Annotated in this window: 17 protein-coding genes; 15 read left to right on the plus strand and 2 right to left on the minus strand. The window is 62.5% G+C overall.

The features are described 5' to 3' along the window. Nucleotides 1–27: 27 nt before the first annotated feature. From ACEN9P_RS02520 to ACEN9P_RS02545, 6 genes are all read left to right on the plus strand, one after another. On the plus strand, nucleotides 28–1053 hold the full coding sequence (locus tag ACEN9P_RS02520; protein ID WP_495620982.1) for an alpha/beta hydrolase family protein: 1026 nt from the start codon (nucleotides 28–30) through the stop codon (nucleotides 1051–1053). Between the two features lie 230 nt (nucleotides 1054–1283). After that, the gene (locus tag ACEN9P_RS02525) at nucleotides 1284–2447 is read left to right on the plus strand and encodes a branched-chain amino acid ABC transporter substrate-binding protein (protein ID WP_495620983.1); all 1164 of its coding nucleotides are present in this window, start codon (nucleotides 1284–1286) and stop codon (nucleotides 2445–2447) included. 18 nt (nucleotides 2448–2465) lie between these two features. Then, the gene (locus ACEN9P_RS02530; protein WP_495620984.1) at nucleotides 2466–3110 is read left to right on the plus strand and encodes a DUF924 family protein; all 645 of its coding nucleotides are present in this window, start codon (nucleotides 2466–2468) and stop codon (nucleotides 3108–3110) included. Between the two features lie 141 nt (nucleotides 3111–3251). Next, entirely contained in the window at nucleotides 3252–3803 is a 552-nt protein-coding gene (locus ACEN9P_RS02535; protein WP_477663875.1) for a DUF3455 domain-containing protein, read from the plus strand. Nucleotides 3804–4038: 235 nt separating this feature from the next. Then, on the plus strand, nucleotides 4039–4629 hold the full coding sequence (locus ACEN9P_RS02540; RefSeq protein ID WP_477663863.1) for a DUF3455 domain-containing protein: 591 nt from the start codon (nucleotides 4039–4041) through the stop codon (nucleotides 4627–4629). 209 nt (nucleotides 4630–4838) lie between these two features. After that, nucleotides 4839–5420, plus strand: coding sequence for a DUF3455 domain-containing protein (locus ACEN9P_RS02545; RefSeq protein WP_495620985.1), 582 nt, complete (start codon nucleotides 4839–4841; stop codon nucleotides 5418–5420). Between the two features lie 61 nt (nucleotides 5421–5481). On the opposite strand, the gene ACEN9P_RS02550 is transcribed toward ACEN9P_RS02545, so the two are convergent. Then, complete coding sequence (locus tag ACEN9P_RS02550; protein ID WP_477663865.1) at nucleotides 5482–5880, minus strand: hypothetical protein; 399 nt, start codon at nucleotides 5878–5880, stop codon at nucleotides 5482–5484. A 133-nt stretch (nucleotides 5881–6013) separates the two neighbouring features. Here ACEN9P_RS02550 and ACEN9P_RS02555 point away from each other — a divergent pair, with 133 nt between their 5' ends. The 6 genes from ACEN9P_RS02555 to ACEN9P_RS02580 all read left to right on the plus strand — a co-directional run bounded on the left by ACEN9P_RS02555 (nucleotide 6014) and on the right by ACEN9P_RS02580 (nucleotide 15808). Beyond that, nucleotides 6014–7855: a glutamine--tRNA ligase/YqeY domain fusion protein gene (locus ACEN9P_RS02555; protein ID WP_495620986.1), complete on the plus strand. Its 1842-nt coding sequence runs from the start codon at nucleotides 6014–6016 to the stop codon at nucleotides 7853–7855. Nucleotides 7856–8023: 168 nt separating this feature from the next. Continuing rightward, the gene (locus ACEN9P_RS02560) at nucleotides 8024–9934 is read left to right on the plus strand and encodes a hypothetical protein (protein WP_495620987.1); all 1911 of its coding nucleotides are present in this window, start codon (nucleotides 8024–8026) and stop codon (nucleotides 9932–9934) included. A 107-nt stretch (nucleotides 9935–10041) separates the two neighbouring features. Next, on the plus strand, nucleotides 10042–11019 hold the full coding sequence (locus tag ACEN9P_RS02565; RefSeq protein WP_495620988.1) for an alpha/beta hydrolase family protein: 978 nt from the start codon (nucleotides 10042–10044) through the stop codon (nucleotides 11017–11019). A gap of 307 nt (nucleotides 11020–11326) precedes the next feature. Further along, nucleotides 11327–12487, plus strand: coding sequence for a hypothetical protein (locus ACEN9P_RS02570; protein WP_495620989.1), 1161 nt, complete (start codon nucleotides 11327–11329; stop codon nucleotides 12485–12487). Further along, nucleotides 12488–13321 (plus strand): hypothetical protein, encoded by an 834-nt coding sequence (locus ACEN9P_RS02575; RefSeq protein ID WP_495620990.1) that lies wholly within the window; start codon nucleotides 12488–12490, stop codon nucleotides 13319–13321. It begins immediately after the preceding gene. 615 nt (nucleotides 13322–13936) lie between these two features. Beyond that, entirely contained in the window at nucleotides 13937–15808 is a 1872-nt protein-coding gene (locus ACEN9P_RS02580) for a M48 family metallopeptidase (RefSeq protein WP_495620991.1), read from the plus strand. A gap of 53 nt (nucleotides 15809–15861) precedes the next feature. On the opposite strand, the gene ACEN9P_RS02585 is transcribed toward ACEN9P_RS02580, so the two are convergent. Beyond that, a complete protein-coding gene (locus tag ACEN9P_RS02585) occupies nucleotides 15862–16719 on the minus strand; it encodes a helix-turn-helix transcriptional regulator (protein ID WP_495620992.1) in 858 nt (285 codons plus the stop codon). A 75-nt stretch (nucleotides 16720–16794) separates the two neighbouring features. Here ACEN9P_RS02585 and ACEN9P_RS02590 point away from each other — a divergent pair, with 75 nt between their 5' ends. The 3 genes from ACEN9P_RS02590 to ACEN9P_RS02600 all read left to right on the plus strand — a co-directional run bounded on the left by ACEN9P_RS02590 (nucleotide 16795) and on the right by ACEN9P_RS02600 (nucleotide 18983). Next, nucleotides 16795–17685 carry an SDR family oxidoreductase gene (locus tag ACEN9P_RS02590; protein ID WP_495620993.1) on the plus strand — a complete coding sequence of 297 codons (891 nt, stop codon included), beginning with the start codon at nucleotides 16795–16797 and terminating at the stop codon, nucleotides 17683–17685. Between the two features lie 40 nt (nucleotides 17686–17725). Further along, nucleotides 17726–18334, plus strand: a complete 609-nt coding sequence (locus ACEN9P_RS02595) for a DUF938 domain-containing protein (RefSeq protein ID WP_495620994.1) — start codon at nucleotides 17726–17728, stop codon at nucleotides 18332–18334. Nucleotides 18335–18581: 247 nt separating this feature from the next. Then, nucleotides 18582–18983, plus strand: coding sequence for a GreA/GreB family elongation factor (locus tag ACEN9P_RS02600; protein WP_495620995.1), 402 nt, complete (start codon nucleotides 18582–18584; stop codon nucleotides 18981–18983). Nucleotides 18984–19009: the final 26 nt, after the last annotated feature.

Consider the following 19009-nt stretch of genomic DNA (forward strand, 5'->3'; position numbering starts at 1 on the left):
GACAAAAAAGGGAAAGAGGAAGAGCCCATGAACCGATATCTGCTGAGCAGCCTGCTGCTGCTCGCCGCCGCGGCCGCGCAGGCCGGCATGGGCTTTACCGAGCTGCCGGGCCAGCAGGACGACAGCCCCGTCAGCGTCTTCTATCCTTCCGCCGGCGAAGACCGCCCCATGCAGGTCGGCGCCTATTCCCTCAAAGTCGACAAAGACGGCCAGCCCGTGCGCGGCAATACCCGCCTGGTCGTCATCTCGCACGGCTCGGGCGGCTCCCCCTGGACCTATACCGACCTGGCACGCCGCCTGGTCGAGGACGGCTTTGTCGTCGCCTTTCCCCTGCACCGCGGCGACAACGCCAGGGACCCTTCTTCCCCCGGCCCCGACAGCTGGAAGCAGCGGCCCGCCGAAGTGTCGCGCACCATCGATGCGGTCGCGCGCGAGCCGCGCTTCGCATCACTGCTGTCGCTCGACAAGGTCGGCCTGTACGGCATGTCGGCCGGCGGCCATACCGCGCTGACCCTGGCCGGCGGGCGCTGGTCGCCGGCGCTGCTCACCCGGCATTGCGAGGCCCACATCGCCGAGGACTTCCAGACCTGCGCCGGGCTGAGCACCCGGCTCACGGGCGGCCTGCTGGACGGACTGAAAAAAACCGTGGTGCTGGCCGTCATACGCCAGCGATTCAGCGACGCTACCTGGCAAAGCCACCACGATGCGCGCATCCAGGCCGTGGTGGCCGGCGTGCCGCTGGCCGCCGATTTCGACATGGCCTCGCTGGCCTCGCCGGCGGTGCCGCTTGCCCTCGTCACGGCCCGGCAAGACCACTGGCTGGTGCCGCGTTTTCACAGCGACGCGGTGCTCGCGGCCTGCAAGCGCTGCGAGCTTCTGGCCGACTTGCCTGACGGCGGCCATGGCGCGCTGCTCTCGCCACCACCGCCCGCCGAGGCCATGTCCAGCCTGGCCAAAGACCTGCTGCTGGACCCGCCCGGCTTCGACCGCGGCCAGCTGCCGGCCCTGGACGGCAAGATCAGCGCCTTCCTGCGCAAACAACTACTGCCCTGAAACCCCGGCCAAAGGCCGGACGGGCGGCCGCCGGCACGCCCTGCGCGAGCGCGCGCCAATCCGGCCCGCAAACAAACCATTTCGGTGCGTTTTGCAGGTGAAACGAAGCAATTCGAACCATTAGTAAAACTTATCTACTCAGACATTCATTCAAAAGTAGGTCAAACCCACTACCGCTCGGTGACGGTGAAACATACATTCAGTTACACCATTCAACTCGAGGTTTTACGATGACCCACACCGCCACCCGCCGCCTTACCATGGCCGCCCTGACCGTTGCTGTTGCCGCAGGCTCCGCCCTGCTGTCCGGCTGCGACAACCCGCCCGACACCATCAAGATCGGCGTCGCCCAGCCCCTGTCGGGCAACCTCGCCGCCCTGGGCCAGGACCTGCACAACGGCGTGAAGATGGCCGTGGACGAGCTCAACAAGGAAGGCTTCCAGATCAAGGGCAAGACGGTCAAGATCGAAATCGTCGCCATGGACGACCGCTCCGACCCCAAGGCCGGCGTTGACGTCGCCAAGCAGCTGGTCGATGCCGGCGTGGTCGCCGTGATCGGCAACCTCAACTCCGGCGTCAGCATCCCGGCCGCACCGGTCTATGCCGAAAAGCACATCGCCCAGCTGGCCATCTCGACCAACCCCAAGTTCACCGAACTCGGCCTGGACACCACCTTCCGCCTGGTCGCCAACGACAACCTGCAGGCCCGCGCCATAGGCTCCTTCGCCGCCAACCAGCTCAATGCCAGCAAGTTCGCCGTGGTCGACGATGGCACCACCTACGGCAAGGGCCTGGCCGCCGGCGCGTCTGCCGAGCTGAAGAAGGCCAACAAGCAAGTCGTCGTCAGCTATTCGTCGGACGACAAGACCACCAAATTTGACGAGCTGGCCGGCAAGATCAAGGATGGCGGTGTCGAGGTGGTCGTGTCGACACAGGGCGACTTCCAGATCCTGGCGCTGATCGAAGCCCTCAAAAAGATCGACTACAACCAGCAGATCAGCATCCTGGGCGGCGACACCATCAAGACCACCGACATGCTCAAGGGCAGCGACACGGTCAAGGGCCTGTACGCCACCTCGCCCATTCTGGACGCCAAAGAATTCGTCAATGGCAAGGCCTTCCTGACCAAGTACCAGGAAATCTTCAAGCGGGAGCCGGCCTATGGCGGCCACTACACCTATGACGCGATGTACATCCTGGCCGGCGCGATGAAGCGCGCCAACTCCGTCAAGCCCGAAAAAATCACCCAGACCCTGCGCAGCTTTGACGGCTACGCGCCCATCACCGGCTCCATGAAATGGGACGCCGTGGGCGAGCAGCGCTACGGCGTGGTCGGTGTCTATGCCGTGCGCAAGGGTGTTTGGGACCTGCAGCTGCGCTCCGACCGCTGGTAGGCTAAGCTCGCGGTCGCCATGACCAAAGCCGCCCCCACTTCCACCACCATCGCGCCCTCCATCGCCACACCCGGCCAGGTGCTTGATTTCTGGCTGGGCGACGGCATTACCCAGGACTGGCCCACGCAGGACCTCGGCAAACGCTGGTTCAGCGGTGGCGCCGAACTCGATACAGAGATACGCGCGCGCTTCGGTGCAGCCGTCGATGAGGCACTGGCCGGCGGCCTGCGGGACTGGGAGCAGCCTCCCCTGCACCGCCTGGCGCTGGTCATCCTGCTCGACCAGTTCACGCGCAACATCTTTCGCGGCACTGCCCGCGCCTTTGCCGGCGATGCCCGCGCCCAGCAGCTGGTGCGGCAGACCGTCGCCGCCGGTGAAGACCTGCAACTGCCCTGGGCGGCGCGGCTCTTTCTCTACATGCCGCTGATGCACGCCGAAAGCCCGGCGCTGCAGGACGAATGTGTGGCGCGTTTCACCCGGCTGGTCGCCGACGCGCCCCAGGCGCTCAAGCAGCGCCTGCAGGGCAACCTGGACTACGCCCACCAGCACCGCGACATCATTGCCCTCTTCGGGCGCTTTCCTTACCGCAATGCGGTCCTGGGACGTGCTGACACCCCGGAAGAAAAAGATTTCCTACTCAAGGGCCCGCGTTTCGGGCAGTAGCTCAGCCGCTTGAATCCAGCGCCCGTCCCGCCGCGTACCAGCAGCAGGACGCGCCGCGCCATGGCTTCACAACACAGGCCGGTGCGTCTTGCCATGCCGGCCCCCTTGGCCGGTCCACCACCACCGAGGAGTTACACCATGATGCCGCGCCCCTTCACCGCTTTCGCTTCCCTGCTTGCCGTTTCCGTGCTCGCCGCCTGCGGCGGCATGCCGCCCATGAAGCCCATGTATTCGCAGGCCCAGTTGCCCGCCGCCGTCCAGGTGCCGGCCGGCCACACGGTCGCCATGGAAACCGTGGGCGTGGGCGAGATCACCTACCAGTGCAGCCCCAAAAAAGACATGGCCGGCCAGTTTGAATGGGTGTTTGTCGGCCCCGACGCCAGGCTGAACGACCGCGGCGGCAAACAGGTCGGCAAGTACTACGGCCCGCCCGCCACCTGGGAAAGCCTGGACGGCTCCAGAATCACCGCCACCCAGCTCGCCGTGGCCCCCAACGGCGCCGGCAACATTCCCACCCAGCTCGTCAAGGCCAACCCGGCCATGGGCAGCGGCGCCATGAGCGGTGTCAGCTACATCCAGCGCGTGGACACCCGCGGCGGCGTCGCCCCCGCCATGCCCTGCGCCGCCGGCAATGCGGGCGCCAGACAGGTGGTGCAGTACCAGGCCGACTACATCTTCTACAAGGCAATGTAAGGCGGACATCCCCGATGAGCGCAAGCAGCCGGCCCTGAACGTCAGGCGGGGCTGGTTTTTTCAGTCCCACAGGCTGGCCCTGTGGGCCTTTTTGCGCCCGCCCGGGCCGCTTCCGCCGCGCCTTCAGGCCCTGCGGGAACGCGCTGGCAACAAGCCTGCGCGGCGTCCTACAGCACTTGCACACACCCCGCGTTTTACTGGCAAGCGACAACGACACAACAAGCGGAGGATATTCATGAAAAGCACGCACAACATCCTGTGGGCCTACAGCAAAAGCGCAGCCGTCACCGTGGCCATGGTCACCGGCACCGCCGCGCTCATGGTCGCATGCTCCGGCGTTGCGCCCCTGCCCAAGGAATACACCCAGGACCAGCTTGACGCCACCATCACGGTCCCGCCCGGCAACGTCGTCGCGCTGGAAACCACCGCCAGCGGCCTGCTGCACTACGAGTGCAAGGCCAATGCCACCACCGCCGGCACCATAGGCTGGGTGCTGGTACGGCCCGAAGCCGAGCTGCTGGACCGCACGGGCAAGACCGTCGCCCGCTATTCCGGCCCGCCCGCCACCTGGACGCATATTGACGGCTCCAGCGTCGTCGGCACCCAGGTTGCGCTGGCCCCGCGCGTGGGCGCCACCAACCTGCCGCAGCAGCTGTCCACCGGCGCACCCGGCGCCGCGCCCGGCGTGCTGCAGAACATCACCTACATCCAGCGCATCAAGACCAAGGGCGGCCAGGACCTCAGCAAGGCCTGCACCCAGGCCGATATCGGCGACAAGCTCACCAACTCCTACCAGGCCGATTACATTTTCTGGAAAGCTGCTTAAGGCAGCCCCTCCGGGCACGCCTGTGAAGGCGCGCCTCTCCATGGTGGCCAAGCCGCCATGGAGCCCAAGCCCGCAGGCTCCGGCCTGCGGGCTTTTCTGTTGTTGCCGATGTTTCCCCGCACACGCTCCCCCTGGCCGCCTACAGATGGCCCGCCGCACCAGGGATTTACTGGGGGTGACACCACCGTCCGCCGCCACTGGAGCCCGCCGTGAAAACTCCCACCAACGCCTTTCGTCCCTTCCCCGGCCTGCTGCGAAGCACGCTGCTGCTGGCTGCCGTGGCTGCGCTGGGCGCCTGCGGCCTGCGCCAGGCCAATCCCTACCTCGCCCAGCAGGCCATGCCGGAAACCTTGCGTGTGCCCGCGGGCTACGCCGCGGTGCTCGAAGCGCAAGGCCGCGGTGAGCTGCTCTACGAATGCCAGGCCGTCAAACGCGCGCCCTATGAATACGCCTGGCTGCTGCTGTCCCGCGGCATCCGCCTGGCGGACGGCGCAGGCAGCACCGTGACCTACTACCCCGGCGCCCGCGCGCGCTGGGAGCACAGCGACGGCTCCAAGGTGAGCGCGCAGGAACTCGTCGAAGTGCCCGGCGACCCCCGGAACCTGCCCCTGCAGCGGGCCATGGTCGGCCCCTCCGACACCCCGGGCGCGCTCGCCAACATCCGCTACATCCAGGGCCGCCGCACCGTCGCCGGCGTGGTGGCCAACCCGCCTTGCACCTCCGCCACCCTGGGCATGCGCGTCTCCGTGCCCTACGAGGCCGACTACGTCTTCTGGCGGCCGGCCGCCTGAGCTTTCACACCGCCCATAAAAAAGCCCGCGGGATGCGGGCTTTTTCTTGCCTCAGGCGGGCTTAGCGCTGGTAATAAACCGGTGCCGGGCGATAGCCGGGGCCGTAACCATAGCCGGGCGCCTGCACATAGTAGCCACCATGGTGCCTGTGGCCGTGGCGCGGGCCGTAGTACACGGGCTGCGGGTAGTACACCGGTGCCGGCTGCACATACACGGGGCGCGGGTAATAAACCGGTGCCGGCTGCACATAAACCGGAGCAGGCTGTACATACACGGGTTGCTGGTACACCGGGTAGGCATTGGTCACACCCACCGCCACACCCGGAACGCCTATGCCCACAGAAAACGACACGTTGTCGCGGGCCTGGGCAGCCCCTGCAAAGCCCAGGGCGGCCACGGCCAGGGTGGCGGCGGCGCCTGCCAGGGCGAGGGAGCGGTTTGCTTTGATGGCTGTCTTCATATGGTTCTCCTTAAGCAGGGCAGGAAATGCCCATGTGCTTATTAAACGCAGGGCACCTGTAATGGCATACCGCATGCCCCGTGAAGAGAGTAGCCAAACGTAACCCATTCGAGTAAGCCCCTAAAATCAGCCAATGACCTCCCCAGCTCCTGCCGACAAAGAAATCCACAAGCCCAGCAACTTCCTGCGCCAGATCATCGAAAAAGACCTGGCCGAGGGCACGTATGCCAGCCGCCGCTGGGGCGGCAGCCCCGGGGATGCCGCCCACCATGCCGCCGGCCAGCCCGACCCGGCCAAGGTGCGCCTGCGCTTCCCGCCCGAGCCCAACGGCTATTTGCATGTGGGCCACGCCAAAAGCATTTGCCTGAACTTCGGCCTGGCGCGCGACTACGGCGGCGTCTGCCACCTGCGCTTTGACGACACCAACCCCGAAAAAGAAGACACCGAATACGTCGACAGCATCGTCGACGCCGTCAAATGGCTGGGCTATGACTGGACGCAGATGGGCGCAGACAAGGGCGACGCCAGGCCTTACCAGGCCAGCGACTACTTCGACTTCATGTACCGCGCGGCTGAATACCTGATCGAAAGCGGCAACGCCTACGTCGACGAACAAAGCGCCGAGGAAATGCGCCAGAACCGCGGCGACTTCGGCCACCCCGGCACCAACAGCCCCTTCCGCGGCCGCACCCCCGCCGAGAACCTGGCGCGCTTTCGCGAAATGCGCGACGGCAAGCTCGCCGACGGCGCCGCCGTGCTGCGCGCCAAGATCGACATGGCCTCGCCCAACATCAATATGCGCGACCCGGCCATCTACCGCATACGCCGCGCCCACCACCACAACACCGGCGACAAATGGTGCATCTACCCCATGTACACCTTTGCCCACCCGGTCGAAGACGCGCTCGAGCAGATCACCCACAGCATCTGCACCCTGGAGTTTGAAGACCAGCGCCCCTTTTACGACTGGCTGCTCGACCGCCTGGCCGAAGGCAAGCTCATCGCCACGCCGCACCCACGCCAGTATGAATTCGCCCGCCTCAACCTCACCTATGTGCTCACCAGCAAACGCAAGCTGGCCCAGCTCGTCAATGAAAACCGCGTCAGCGGCTGGGACGACCCGCGCATGCCCACCATCGTCGGCCTGCGCCGCCGCGGCTACACGCCCGAGGCCCTGCAGCTGTTTGCCGAACGCATAGGCGTCACCAAAAGCGACAGCTGGATCGACTACAGCACCCTCGAAGGCGCGCTGCGCGACACCCTGGACCCGATTGCCCCGCGCGCCATGGCCGTGCTGGACCCGGTCAAGCTGGTGCTCACCAACTGGGATGAAGTCATGGGCGCAGGCAAGCTCGACGATTGTTCAGCGCCCGTGCACCCCCACCATGAAGAGATGGGCAAACGCAACTTCAAGATAGGCAAGGAAGTCTGGATTGAACGCACAGACTACGAAGAAACCCCGCCCAAGGGCTTCTTCCGCTTGTTCCCGCCCCACGTCAACGCCAGCAAGCAGGCGATTGCCGGCAGCAAGGTGCGCCTCAAATACGGCCACGTGATCGAATGCACAGGCGCAGTGAAAGACGCCAACGGCAAGGTCACCGAAGTCCACGCCACCCTGATCCCCGACACCAAAAGCGGCACGCCCGGCTCCGACGCCATCAAGGTCAAGGGCGTCATCACCTGGGTGGGCGTGAGCGATGCCGTCCAGGCCGAGGTGCGCCTTTACGACCGCCTGTTCAGCGTGGAGCACCCCGGCACCGGCGACAAGGACTTCCTCGATGAGCTCAACACCAACAGCCTCAAGACCGTGACGGCCTATGTCGAGCCATCACTCGCCAAGGTGCCCGCCGGCACGCGCTTCCAGTTTGAGCGGCATGGCTACTTTGTGACGGACTTCCAAGATCATCAGATTAGAGGAGAGGGTAAGCCCGTCTTCAATCGCGTGACGGGTATGAAAGACTCCTTCAGCAAATAGCACCCGCAGCCCGATGGTGTGAAAGCGGGATAGTCCTTTTCCACGGGTGCCGGCCCGCGCGGCATCCGCCGGTTTGAGCAGAACAAGAAATTGAGGGAACAAATGATCCGTTTAGCGTGCTTGCTGGCTCTTTCGATGGCCTTGACCGGATGCGACCAGATCCGCACCGTGCTTTTATCCAAGGCAGACAAAGTCAACCTGGCATTTCCCATGGCCGAGGACCTCGTCGTCGCGCAGAACAGCTTGTTTGCCTCGTTGGAGGATGGAAGTTCCAGGTCGGCGCTTGCCGAGCAGCACGCGGCCTTGCTCAAGATCAGGGGCCTGACTTGCAGCGGCACCGCGTCCATAGGCTTCTTCGACACCAGCGCCGCCATCAAGGCAAAAATCTCCGATACGGCCTGCTTTAAAGACCAGGATGCCAAACTGGCGGAATGGGTCGGCATACAGCGCTTTGTCGCCGCCGTGCAAAAACCGGCGCTGGTCCCCTTGTCACCCTTGCAAGGCAGGGCGGTTATCGTGACGCTTCCGGAGTCGGCCGCCGGCGTCGTCGCGGCCCGAAACGCGAACGTGATTGTCCTGCGGGGCCAGCGCGCCAAATTCATGACCGTGCAGGTGCCCAACGGGAAAATCATCAACAGCTTTGATGCCCCCGCGGAAGCCTATCGCCCGCAAACCCTGTCTCCCAATGGGCGTGTACTCGCAGTCCCCGCCAGCAACAACGCCCTGTGGATGATGGATGCCGAGACCGGCGCCACGCTCTGGAAAACCACGAAGTTCAGCGATGTCGTCGCCTGGCTGCCCGAGGTTGGCGCCACCGTCCTGAACAGCACGGGCAACGCCGCCCCCATGCTGCTGGACCACACCAAGGCCACCATGGAGCCCTACCCGGTGACGGTGCAGAGGCCCACCTGGTCCGTGGCCCTGGCACCGGCCACGGCCCGTTATGCGGTAGGCAACGGCCGAAACGTGGCGATCGTCGACCACGCACGCAGCGCGGAAGGTGCGGTCACTGTGTCGCTGCTGAAACAGATGACGCTCACCGGTCAGGGTGTCACGTCGTCGGCGCCGGTGCTCATGGGAAACGGCAAGAAACTCGTTTTTGTCTCCATGCGCGACCTGGGCTGGCTCAACGTCGACACAGGCGCGCAGGGCGTCTGGACCACGTCCTTTCTCGGCTCCACCCTCAACAACGGGCCGGCCAAGGTATCTGAAACCGCCATTTACCTCGATGTGAACCTGCCGGGCACAAGCACCGCGGCCCGGCTGTTTGACATCGAAAAAGAAACGATTTCAGCCGTGCAAGGGGGTGACCCCAATGAAGGATTGCTGCTCTCGCTTGCGCCCCGGCAAGGTTATTTCCGCCGGGGCTCTCCGGCGGTTGTCATCGGCAGCGAGGTTGTGCCCGAGGGAGAACCCCAGGCGCTTGAAAAAATAGTCAATGATGCGCAGCTCGCCCAGCAGTTGGCCAGAATGAATGCGGAGACGCAGCAGCAGCAAATGCAGCAGCAACAGCAGCAGATGCAAAACCCGCAGCTGGCCTCCTTGCCGCCGGCCGTCCGCGAGCGCTACATCGAACATCTGCTGCGCCAGGGGCGCGACCCCAACCAGTCGGCCGTGGCAGCGGCTGCGGCGGCCGCCGCCATCAAGGGCCCGGCAACCGGCATCAAACCCCTGCTGACCGACGTGCCCGCCAACGCCAAGGTGTCGTTCATCGGTGTGTACGAAGCCGCGGTGACGACCCCGACGACGGCCGGTGGCGGCAGCCGGATCGGCGGCATACGGGTCAACGTCACGCCGGGCAGCACCCCGCTCGTGCTGGTGCTGACCAGCTACGAGCCCGTGCGCTGGACCATCAACGCCAGCAATCGCAAGATTTCGGCCATCCTTCTGTCGGGCAATGCCCAGTCCTCGGTCATCAGCCCGGACAACACGCAGGTGCTGAAGATCGGTCCGGCCTACGCCTACAAAATGGACGGCCCCGAGTACGCCCGCGTGAAGCAGGACGTCGCCCGCTATGTGTCCAACCCGGTGCAGGCTTTCCAGGGTGGCTACAAGGGGCAGGATTTTTCGGTGAATTGAGGGTCTCCCGCGCGCCTGGAATGAAACAGGCCCGGGGGTAAGCCGCCTTCAACCGGGAGGCGAGCGTGAAAGACTTGTCCAGCAGATAAGGTTTCATCAGGCTAGATATGCGCCCATTCTTCCGCCACAGGGGTTTTAACAAGGTTCTGGTGATGGGGTGCCTGGTGCCAGCCCTGCTCGCGCCGGCCGCCAGCCATGCACAGTTCGGCCGCGCCGAATTCAGCGATGCGGGCGACTTCTCCGAATCGGCCATCCTGAGCGGCGTCAAGGCCACCCAGGCCCAGTGCGCGGCCGCGGCCAACACCGTCTGGGCCGCCACGGCGCACTCGGGTGCCGAATGCCTCAAATACTGGAAGGCCGGCTTTGGCGACCAGCCCGTCAAGCGCGCCCTGGTCTTCTTTCACGGCGATGTCTTTGTCGGCGTCGGCAAGACCAGCAAAGCCTACCTGGATTTGACCAATGCCCAGCTGCAAAAGAGCGCCGACGACTGGGCCAAAAAACTGGGCGTGCCCTATCTCTTTATGGGCCGGCCCGGCACGCATGGATCGTCAGGCGACCACATGCAGCGCAGGCGCGTGGATGAGTCCATCATCATTTCCGCCGCCCTCGACGAATTGAAGAAACGCCACGGCATTGAAGAATGGGTGATCGCCGGCCAGAGCGGTGGCGGCCATGTGACCGCCTCACTGATCACCGAGCGCGCTGACATCGTCTGCGCCGTGCCCACCTCGGCCCCCTCCTCGCCCCGCATACGCTGGGAAATGATGGGCCGCAGCAAGGACACCACCAACTACGCCGACTCCTACGAACCCTGGAAGTTTGTCGCCAAGGACAAGGTCAACCCCCAGCTGCGCGTTTTTGTGCTCGGCAACCCCCAGGACAAAAACGTCTTCTGGGCGTCACAGACCGTGATGGCCGATGCGCTGCAAAAAGCGCAGATCCCGGTTCAGGTTCTGGAGGGCGAAGGCAGCGGCCCTGACGCGCATGGCTTGTCGAATTCGTCGCGCATTGTGGCCGGGTGGTGTGCGCGGGATATGCGGACGGAGGAGATGGTGGTGCGGGCGGGTAAGGGGCTTAAGGGGTAACCATAGGTACAGTCGTTGAAGAACGAGCTAGGCTGCTGTTCTTAAGTAGGGATACAAGCGCTCCGGTGCTGGCTTCAATCATCTTTCCACGGCCTTGGGATCATGGCCGCCTGCGTTAAGCTCCCATTGATCGAAGCACCCGGTGGCACACGCTTTCAGCTTGAATGCATGAGTACTTTGTCACAGACATTGCTGACCACAAGAACGGCAAAGTCGTGTTCAATCGGGTGACGGGGATGAAGGATTCGTTTAGTAAGTAACGGCCAACCACCAATCTCACTTGCAAACGCACATTTAGGAGATCGTTTTGACGAACTTGGCATCAAAGAAAACGGGGCAATCGAACAAATCTCGAATGATTTTGCCAGTCACAAAAAATGAAGCTACGGCATTTGACTTCACCGCTTCAGAGGTGAAATTGGATCGTTTGCTTTTAGATCCCAATAACTATAGGTTCTGGGATCATAAAAAGTTCAAACGCAAGGTCAACAACAGATTTCATGAACCAAAGGTTCAAGCTGCGACACTCGAAAATCTTGAGCACCACTATCAACTTGAGGAACTAAAAAATTCCATTCTTGTGAATGGGTATGTTCCGATGGAAAGAATCATTGTCACGCCTTACCCTCACGCGCCTAACTTTTTTGTGGTCGTCGAGGGGAACCGAAGAGTAGCGGCGCTGAAATCCCTACTCAAGGAAGCGAACGACGGGGTCATTGCACTCTCCGAGAAGCAAATAGAGTCTTATTCTGAAATTCCTTGCGCCATTCTCAAATCAAAAGGAAAAGACCTAAGACATGCAGAGCGGGTCATTATGGGCATTCGACACATTGCCGGCCCCAAAGAATGGGGTGCTTATCAGCAGGCGTTGCTAGTCTCAGAGCTCAAAGATGATGAAGGCTTGGACTTCAAGGAGATTGGCAGCATGCTTGGCATCTCTTCGGTGGAAGCAGCACGAAGATATCGAGCGGTATCTGCTCTAAAGTTTATGGAGAAAGATGAACTTTATGGCAGCAAATCCGAACCCGACTTCTACCGACTATTTCATGAAATGGTCTCGTCACCAGAAGTCAGGACCCGATTCGGATGGTCGCATGAACAAAACACGTTTGTGGATATAGAGCGCGCAAGAGAGTTCTTTCAACTCATAACAGACGATGGCAAGACCGAACCTAAATTGACCACTTTTGGTGACGTTAGGCGGTTACGTCTTATTGTCGCCAATCCGTTAGCAGTGGAAGCGCTTCTTGACCCCGATCAGTCCTTTCTAGAAGCAATTCGAATCGCGGAAGACAACAAATTTGACGCGTCACCATCAGGTATTTTGCAAGACGCTAAGCGGGCAATATCGAAGATTAGTGTTGCCTCTGCAAAAACTCTTACACCAGCAGACATCAAAATCATTGATGAAATTCTAGACACCTTAGATGGTTTTAAAAGTTTAGTAAAAGCCAAACCAAAAAAGTAAATGAGCGATCTTTTAGTTCGAATGGAGGACGAACTTACCTCATATTTTCTATGTGAATACAGTCCGATCGCACCGAAGAAAAAGCTCATCGAAATTGTTCGCACTCAGGCAACAAAAACCTACTCCTCTGAAACCGTTGAAATCTACATCGAGAAACGGCTTGATGCACTAAGGTCATTTTTAGTTGATGAATTTAATCACCGCAATTCTTCCGGTCGAGCGCTTCGCTTTGAGATTGTGGATACTCGAGGGGAAGGTCATGTGTTACGTGGGTATAAAGATCGCCTCGATGACGCAAGGATAAGTTTTCAGGATGCACTGAACTTACTCGCTCCGGATAGTTTTGAAACGCTTTCCGCGATTGTTCTCAAACGCCTACATTGTGATGCCGTATTTCTGACTCCTCAATCTCACGACCAAGGGGTTGACGCGTTTGGATATCGAAAAATATTCCCATCTCTCTCGCGCGCAGTCACACACAATTTGATCTGGATTGCCCAAGCTAAACACTATGTGACCCACGGGGTAAGCACAGTGGCAATTAGAGAATTAGTCGGCACTAACGAATTGTTAATCAGTAAGATTTTCTCTACAGTGGACCAGCGATACAAAGAACTGAGTCTGCCTCCCTACGCACCCACTTCTTTGCTCTTAATGACAACTCATGAAATGCCAAGCACTGTGCGCAGGTTAGCGGAGAGAGCCGGAGTTTTTGTACTAGAAGCCTCTGATCTCTATGATCTTTTTAAAGACGACTTCACGAATCCCGTTACCAAGCTAGAGCTTGAGCGATTCGTTTCGGATGAATCGACTGGTATTCCAACTCTTCAGTAATAGTCCGCGCTTTTGATCTAGAGGTCTCCAACAATTCGCTAGCGACCTCAAATACGAAGAACAATCCGTCAAAAGGGACATGACCAAGGGTGTGCATTGTGGCTAGCCTCTACTACCCAAAGTGCAGCACTGAATTGCAAGTGAATCGCGAAGACGAATTGGAATATGCTGCCGGCAGTATGCAGTTGTCCGTAGCGCTAACCCGCCGGTTCAGAGAGTGCCATCACCAACGTTCGCGAACCTAACTCGAAGCCTCAAAACTCTCCGCTGGAGGTGTTTGGTTCTGTCCGGGTTACGCTTGCGCCATACCAGAAGAGTAAAGAGAATTTACGTTATCCGAGCTGCCAGAAGCAGCTGGCGGAATTCGTCCACGCGCTTGTCGAGTTTCACCCTCACCATGCCATCAAGAGCGTCTAGCCCTTCGATCCAGCAGACGCGCCTGACACATCGAACGACGTGCCACTGATGGGTGGATTCGAGGGCCGGCGAGGTCTTTGGAAACAAACTGAAACAGCACTAGTTTTGGTGAATTGTTGCCCTCCAATTCGACCGCCAAACGCATGGCCGCCCGTATGATCGGCCGGTTCAAATTCAAAACTCAAAAGGACGTTCCCCATGGCTGCTGCGCGCACGGTCCACGCCGACCTCTGGCGGGTTTTTCTGCTGACCCTGGCATCGCTCTTTCTCATTCCGGCGGTCACGCTGGTTTTCACGCACTACGCGCTGCAGTCTGAGGACAAAGACTTCCTCCAGCGCGTCAATTCCCAAATCAGCGCCGCCACAAACCTGACGCCGGCGCAGAAGGCGGACGAAATCGCGTTTTACGACACGCACAGGCTGTCGATGGCCTGCGCCGCCACCGGGCCGGAGAACCAGGTCTTTCACGACAAGGTGTGCAGCACGTATTCCATGCACTGGTGGTTTCACTGGGCCGAGCGTGCCGCGTTCTGGACCTTGATCCTCGGAGCCGCGCTGCTGGTGGCGGCCGGCGTGCTGGGCGCGCTGGCCTTTGTCAACCGCGGCCTGCGTTATGCGAGCTTTGTGGCGGGTTGGCGGCTGATGACGTTTTCCAGCGCGGTGGAGGTCAGCTTGCAAAGCGCCATGCTGGTGTGGCTGTCATTCTGGCTCACGGCTTATTTCTGGCACAGCTACTACATCAAGCTGGTGGGCCTGGCCGGCATCATGGCGGCCCTGGCGGTTTTTTATGCCATCTACACGCTCTTCAAAAAATTGCCATGGGGCAACACCATTGAAGGCGAGCTGCTGCTTGAGGCCGACGCCCCGCGCCTGTGGGATCGCATTCGCCAGCTGGCGGGCCGCGTCAAGACATCCCCGCCGGACCAGATCATTGCGGGCATCGACAACAACTTTTTCGTGACCGAAGCCCCCTGCACGGTGGCCGGGCAGACCCTGACGGGCCGCACGCTGTTTGTGAGCATTCCGCTGCTGCGGGTGCTGGACACCGCCGAGGCCGATGCCGTGCTGGCGCACGAGCTGGCCCACCTGGGCGGCGGCGACACGCGCAGCAGCGCGGCGCTGGGCCCCAAGCTCAACCAGTTTGACCTGTACACCTGGGAAATGCGCAGCGGCGGCTTGACCATCGTGGCGCACTACCTGCTGCGCCTGTACCGCATGGTGTTTGAGTTCGCACTGGCGCGCGACAGCCGCGAGCGCGAGTACACCGCCGACCGGGTGGCCGCGAAGCTGACGGCGCCGCAGTCCATCGTGCAGTCGCTCATCAAGATCTCTGCCTACTCCAGCTACCGCAACACCGTGGAACGCAAGCTGTTTGAGCAGGAGCAACAGCACAGCGGCGCGCTGGGCATTGCCGGCTTTGTGGCTGAAGGCCTGCACCCTTATGCCCGCTCGGGTGAATTTGTGACGGCCATGAAAACCGCCGCCGTGCCGCACCCCTACGACACGCACCCGCCGCTGGCCGAACGCATGCGCAATGTGAAGCACAAGGTGGATGAGGGCAGCTACGCCGCCATTGTGACCACCGTGCCTCAAACCACCTGGGCCGATGACATATCGACCGCCGCCGCCATCGAGCAGCGGCTGTGGACAGACTACGAGCAGCGTTTTGCCGCCGCGCATGAGCAAAGCCTGGCCTACCGCTATGAGCCGGCCACCGAAGAAGAGCGCGCCGTCGTGCTGCGCTACTTTCCGCCGGTGTCGTTTGACCTGGGCAAGGACAGGCGCATTGACATCACCTATGAGGGCGTGCATGCCACGGCGGACGGCGGCGCGCCGCTGTCATGGGACGAGGTCAAGGGCATGACCTTCAACAACAGCAGTTTTGGCAACACGCTCACCGTCACCCACTTCGACAAGGGCATGCTGGGCGCGCGCACCAGCACGATCAAGCTCAAAGGCCTGGGCAAGCAGGAAGAGCACTTCAAGGCGGTGCTGGGGAGCTACTGGCAGCGCCACCAGATCATGCGGGCCCAGCAAAAAACCCGCGCCGCTGAAACCGAAACGGCCTGAAACACAGGTGAGATTGAAGGGCCGGCGAAAGCCGGCTGGCGATTCACCGGCTTTCAGCGCTTTTCTTTTTTCAAGCGCCCGGCCCTGTCCGACATCAGCAAGGCCACGGCCGCCACATCCGCCTGCGTCACCGGCGTAAACACCATCAGGCTCAGCCCGGGCGAGCTGTCGATGGCCAAGGCCTGGTACTCCAGCGTGATGGCCCCGACGCCGGGCCGCTCAATCTGTTTGCGGCCTATCCAGTGGTTGCGCATCTCGTTCTCGGCCCAGAGGCGGCGAAAGTCCGCGCTGCTGGCCTGGAGTTCGGCCGCGAGGGCGGCGGCTTCCGGGCAGTCGCCGGCGCGTGCCGCGTCGATGCGAAAGGATGCGACGGCGTAGCGTGCGTCGGTTTCCCAGTCGGGCAAGCCTTTGCGCACGCGGGCGGTGCAGAACAAGCGCCTCAGCAAATTGCGTTCGCCGGGCTCCAGCGCGGGGTAGTCGGCCAGCACGGCCAGGGCTGCCGCATTCCAGGCCACGATGTCCCAGGCCGGCGTCTTCACGATGGCCGGGCTGGTGGGCATGGCATCGAGCACGCGCTGCAGCGCGGGTGTGACCGCCGCTGAAGACCTGGGCTTGAGCGGCGGCGGGCGCTGCTGGGCCAGCAGGAACATGAACTCGCGGCCGGCGCTGTCCAGCTCAAGCGCGCGGGCCAGGCGCTCCAGCACTTCGTCCGAAGGCGGGCCGCCGCGCCCTTGTTCCAGCCAGGTGTACCAGGTGACACTGACGTTGGCGCGCGTGGCGACTTCCTCGCGCCTGAGGCCGGGCGTGCGGCGCCGGCTTGCGGCTTCGGGCGTGGGCAGCAGGCGCGCACGGCGGTCTCGCAGGAAGCCGCCCAGGGTGAGAGGCTGGGCCGGCAGGGTGTTAGTGCTCATACCTGTATACGCTCACGGCTTTTGCAAATTCGATGAAGAGCGGATTATCGGGACTCATTTTTTCAGGAGTTCAGTATGCGTGTTTTTGTGACGGGAGCGACGGGTTTTGTGGGGTCCGCGATTGTGCGTGAATTGCTTTGCGCGGGGCACCAGGTGCTGGGGCTGGCGCGCAGCGACGCGGCGGCCGATGCCCTGCTGAAAGCGGGTGCGGCGGCACACAGGGGCGAGCTGGCGGACACGGCCAGCCTGGCGGTTGGCGCGCAGGCCTGCGACGGTGTGATCCACACGGCCTTTCACCACGATTTTTCAGCCCACGCTGCGGCAGCCGAGATGGACAGGCGGGCGATCAAGGCACTGGCCGGCGTGCTGGAAGGCTCGGGCAGGCCTTTTGTGTCGACCTCGGTCACCATGCTGCTGGCCCACGCGCGCCCCGCGACCGAAGACACAGCGGTTCCCGCGGACTCGCCGAACCCGCGCGCCGGCGCGGAGGCCCTGATGGGGGCCGCTGCCGGCCGCGGTGTGCGCGCGAGTGTGGTGCGGCTGCCGCCTTCGGTGCATGGCGCGGGGGACTATGGTTTTGTGCCGGCGCTGGTGGCGATTGCGCGCCGCAAGGGCTTCTCGGCGTATATCGGCGAGGGCGCGAACCGCTGGCCGGCGGTGCACCGGCTGGACGCGGCACGCCTCTTCCGGCTGGCGCTGGAAAGCGCCCTGCCCGGCGCGCACCTGCATGCCGTGGCCGAGGAAGGCCTCGCGCTGCGCACGATTGCCGAAGCCGTGGGCGCGGGGCTGGGTGTGCCGGTGCGCAGCATCAGCGCCGATGAAGCACCGGCCCACTTCGAGTGGCTGACGCGCTTTGTTGCGGCCGACAACCCGGCGTCGAGCGCGCTGACGCGCCGTTCGCTGGGATGGCAGCCGCAGGAGGCGGAACTGCTGGCGGACATACGGGACGGCGGCTACTTCGCTTGAGAGGACGCCAAGAGAAAGAGGCCTGGGGTTTAATCACCCCATGCCACAACCCAATTTCAGCCCCGCGGCAGACCGCAACAAACAGCCCATCCTTGATGTCCTGCTCAAGGTCCTGCCCGCGCAAGGCAAGGCCCTCGAAATCGCCTCAGGCACAGGCCAGCATGTCGCCTGGTTTGCCGCGGGCCTGCCGCAATGGACATGGCAGCCCACGGATGCCATGCCGGCCGCGCCGAATTCGATTGCGGCCTGGGTGGCCGAGCAGGGTTTGCACAATGTGCGCCCTGCCCTGGTGCTTGACGTGATGGCACCCGAATGGCTGCCGGGCGATGCGACGTTTGACCTGATCTATTGCGCGAACATGCTGCATATCTCGCCCTGGGCGACTTGCGCCGCGCTGATGCAAGGCAGCGCGCACCACCTGGCGGACGGCGGTGTACTGGTGACTTATGGGCCGTATCTGGAAGACGATGTACCCACGTCGGAAGGCAATCTCTCATTCGACCAAAGCCTGCGCGCGCAAGACCCGGCCTGGGGAATCCGCCGCAGGGAAGATGTGGAGCAGCAGGCCGCGCGCGCCGGCCTGCGCTTACTGGAGCGGCATGCGATGCCGGCCAATAATTTGCTGCTGGTCTGGGGCCGAAGTTCGTAAGGGAGCCACACATCGGCCCCTGGCCGGCTTCAATCTGGCAAGAAGTGTGCGGTTATTGCCTGCGGCCTAAAATCCACACATGACCCGCCTCTTCATTTGCTCCTTGCGTCGCCAGCAGACGCCAGCACTTTCCTAAGCCCGGCGGTCCGCTCCCTCCTTTTCAGCGCAACCATCCACCGCCGGGCACCCGCCCAGCGCGTTCGCGAACGCCTTTCACAGCCGGCGTCCGCATTGATGGAGTGCAGCCATGCATGCAATGGTTCACGGCGAGCGCACGCTTACCGAGATTGATTACGCCCGCCTCAGCAAGCTGCTGAGCCAGCAGCGCCCCGGCCACCTGGCCGATTGGTTCGAAAGTGCGGAGGTGACAAGCGCCCGCGCCGCGCCCGGCGACCTGGTGACGATGAATTCGCGCGTGGAAATCGTGGATGCGCACACGCATCACCGCCAGGTCCTCACCATCTGCTACCCCGGCGACGCCGAGCCCGCCGCCGGCCTGATCTCCGTGCTGTCGCCCGTGGGCAGCAGCCTGCTGGGCTTGAGGGCCGGCGACACCGCCAGGTGGCTCACGCCCCACGGCGAGGGCTGCGCCGCGCAGATCGCGGCCATCCAGTACCAACCCGAAGCTAGCGGCGACTACACCCGCTGATCCATTCACACCCGCCATCCGCTGTT

It is taken from the genome of Polaromonas sp. Polasp52, from assembly GCF_059491565.1.

Bases quoted from the DNA above. Each gene is read 5' to 3' on its own strand.
- ACEN9P_RS02550 (WP_477663865.1), bottom strand. From the start codon at position 5,880: ATGAAGACAGCCATCAAAGCAAACCGCTCCCTCGCCCTGGCAGGCGCC.
- ACEN9P_RS02585 (WP_495620992.1), bottom strand. From the start codon at position 16,719: ATGAGCACTAACACCCTGCCGGCCCAGCCTCTCACCCTGGGCGGCTTC.
- ACEN9P_RS02600 (WP_495620995.1), top strand. From the start codon at position 18,582: ATGCATGCAATGGTTCACGGCGAGCGCACGCTTACCGAGATTGATTAC.
- ACEN9P_RS02540 (WP_477663863.1), top strand. From the start codon at position 4,039: ATGAAAAGCACGCACAACATCCTGTGGGCCTACAGCAAAAGCGCAGCC.
- ACEN9P_RS02565 (WP_495620988.1), top strand. From the start codon at position 10,042: ATGCGCCCATTCTTCCGCCACAGGGGTTTTAACAAGGTTCTGGTGATG.
- ACEN9P_RS02535 (WP_477663875.1), top strand. From the start codon at position 3,252: ATGCCGCGCCCCTTCACCGCTTTCGCTTCCCTGCTTGCCGTTTCCGTG.
- ACEN9P_RS02580 (WP_495620991.1), top strand. From the start codon at position 13,937: ATGGCTGCTGCGCGCACGGTCCACGCCGACCTCTGGCGGGTTTTTCTG.
- ACEN9P_RS02595 (WP_495620994.1), top strand. From the start codon at position 17,726: ATGCCACAACCCAATTTCAGCCCCGCGGCAGACCGCAACAAACAGCCC.
- ACEN9P_RS02520 (WP_495620982.1), top strand. From the start codon at position 28: ATGAACCGATATCTGCTGAGCAGCCTGCTGCTGCTCGCCGCCGCGGCC.
- ACEN9P_RS02590 (WP_495620993.1), top strand. From the start codon at position 16,795: ATGCGTGTTTTTGTGACGGGAGCGACGGGTTTTGTGGGGTCCGCGATT.
- ACEN9P_RS02530 (WP_495620984.1), top strand. From the start codon at position 2,466: ATGACCAAAGCCGCCCCCACTTCCACCACCATCGCGCCCTCCATCGCC.
- ACEN9P_RS02555 (WP_495620986.1), top strand. From the start codon at position 6,014: ATGACCTCCCCAGCTCCTGCCGACAAAGAAATCCACAAGCCCAGCAAC.
- ACEN9P_RS02575 (WP_495620990.1), top strand. From the start codon at position 12,488: ATGAGCGATCTTTTAGTTCGAATGGAGGACGAACTTACCTCATATTTT.
- ACEN9P_RS02525 (WP_495620983.1), top strand. From the start codon at position 1,284: ATGACCCACACCGCCACCCGCCGCCTTACCATGGCCGCCCTGACCGTT.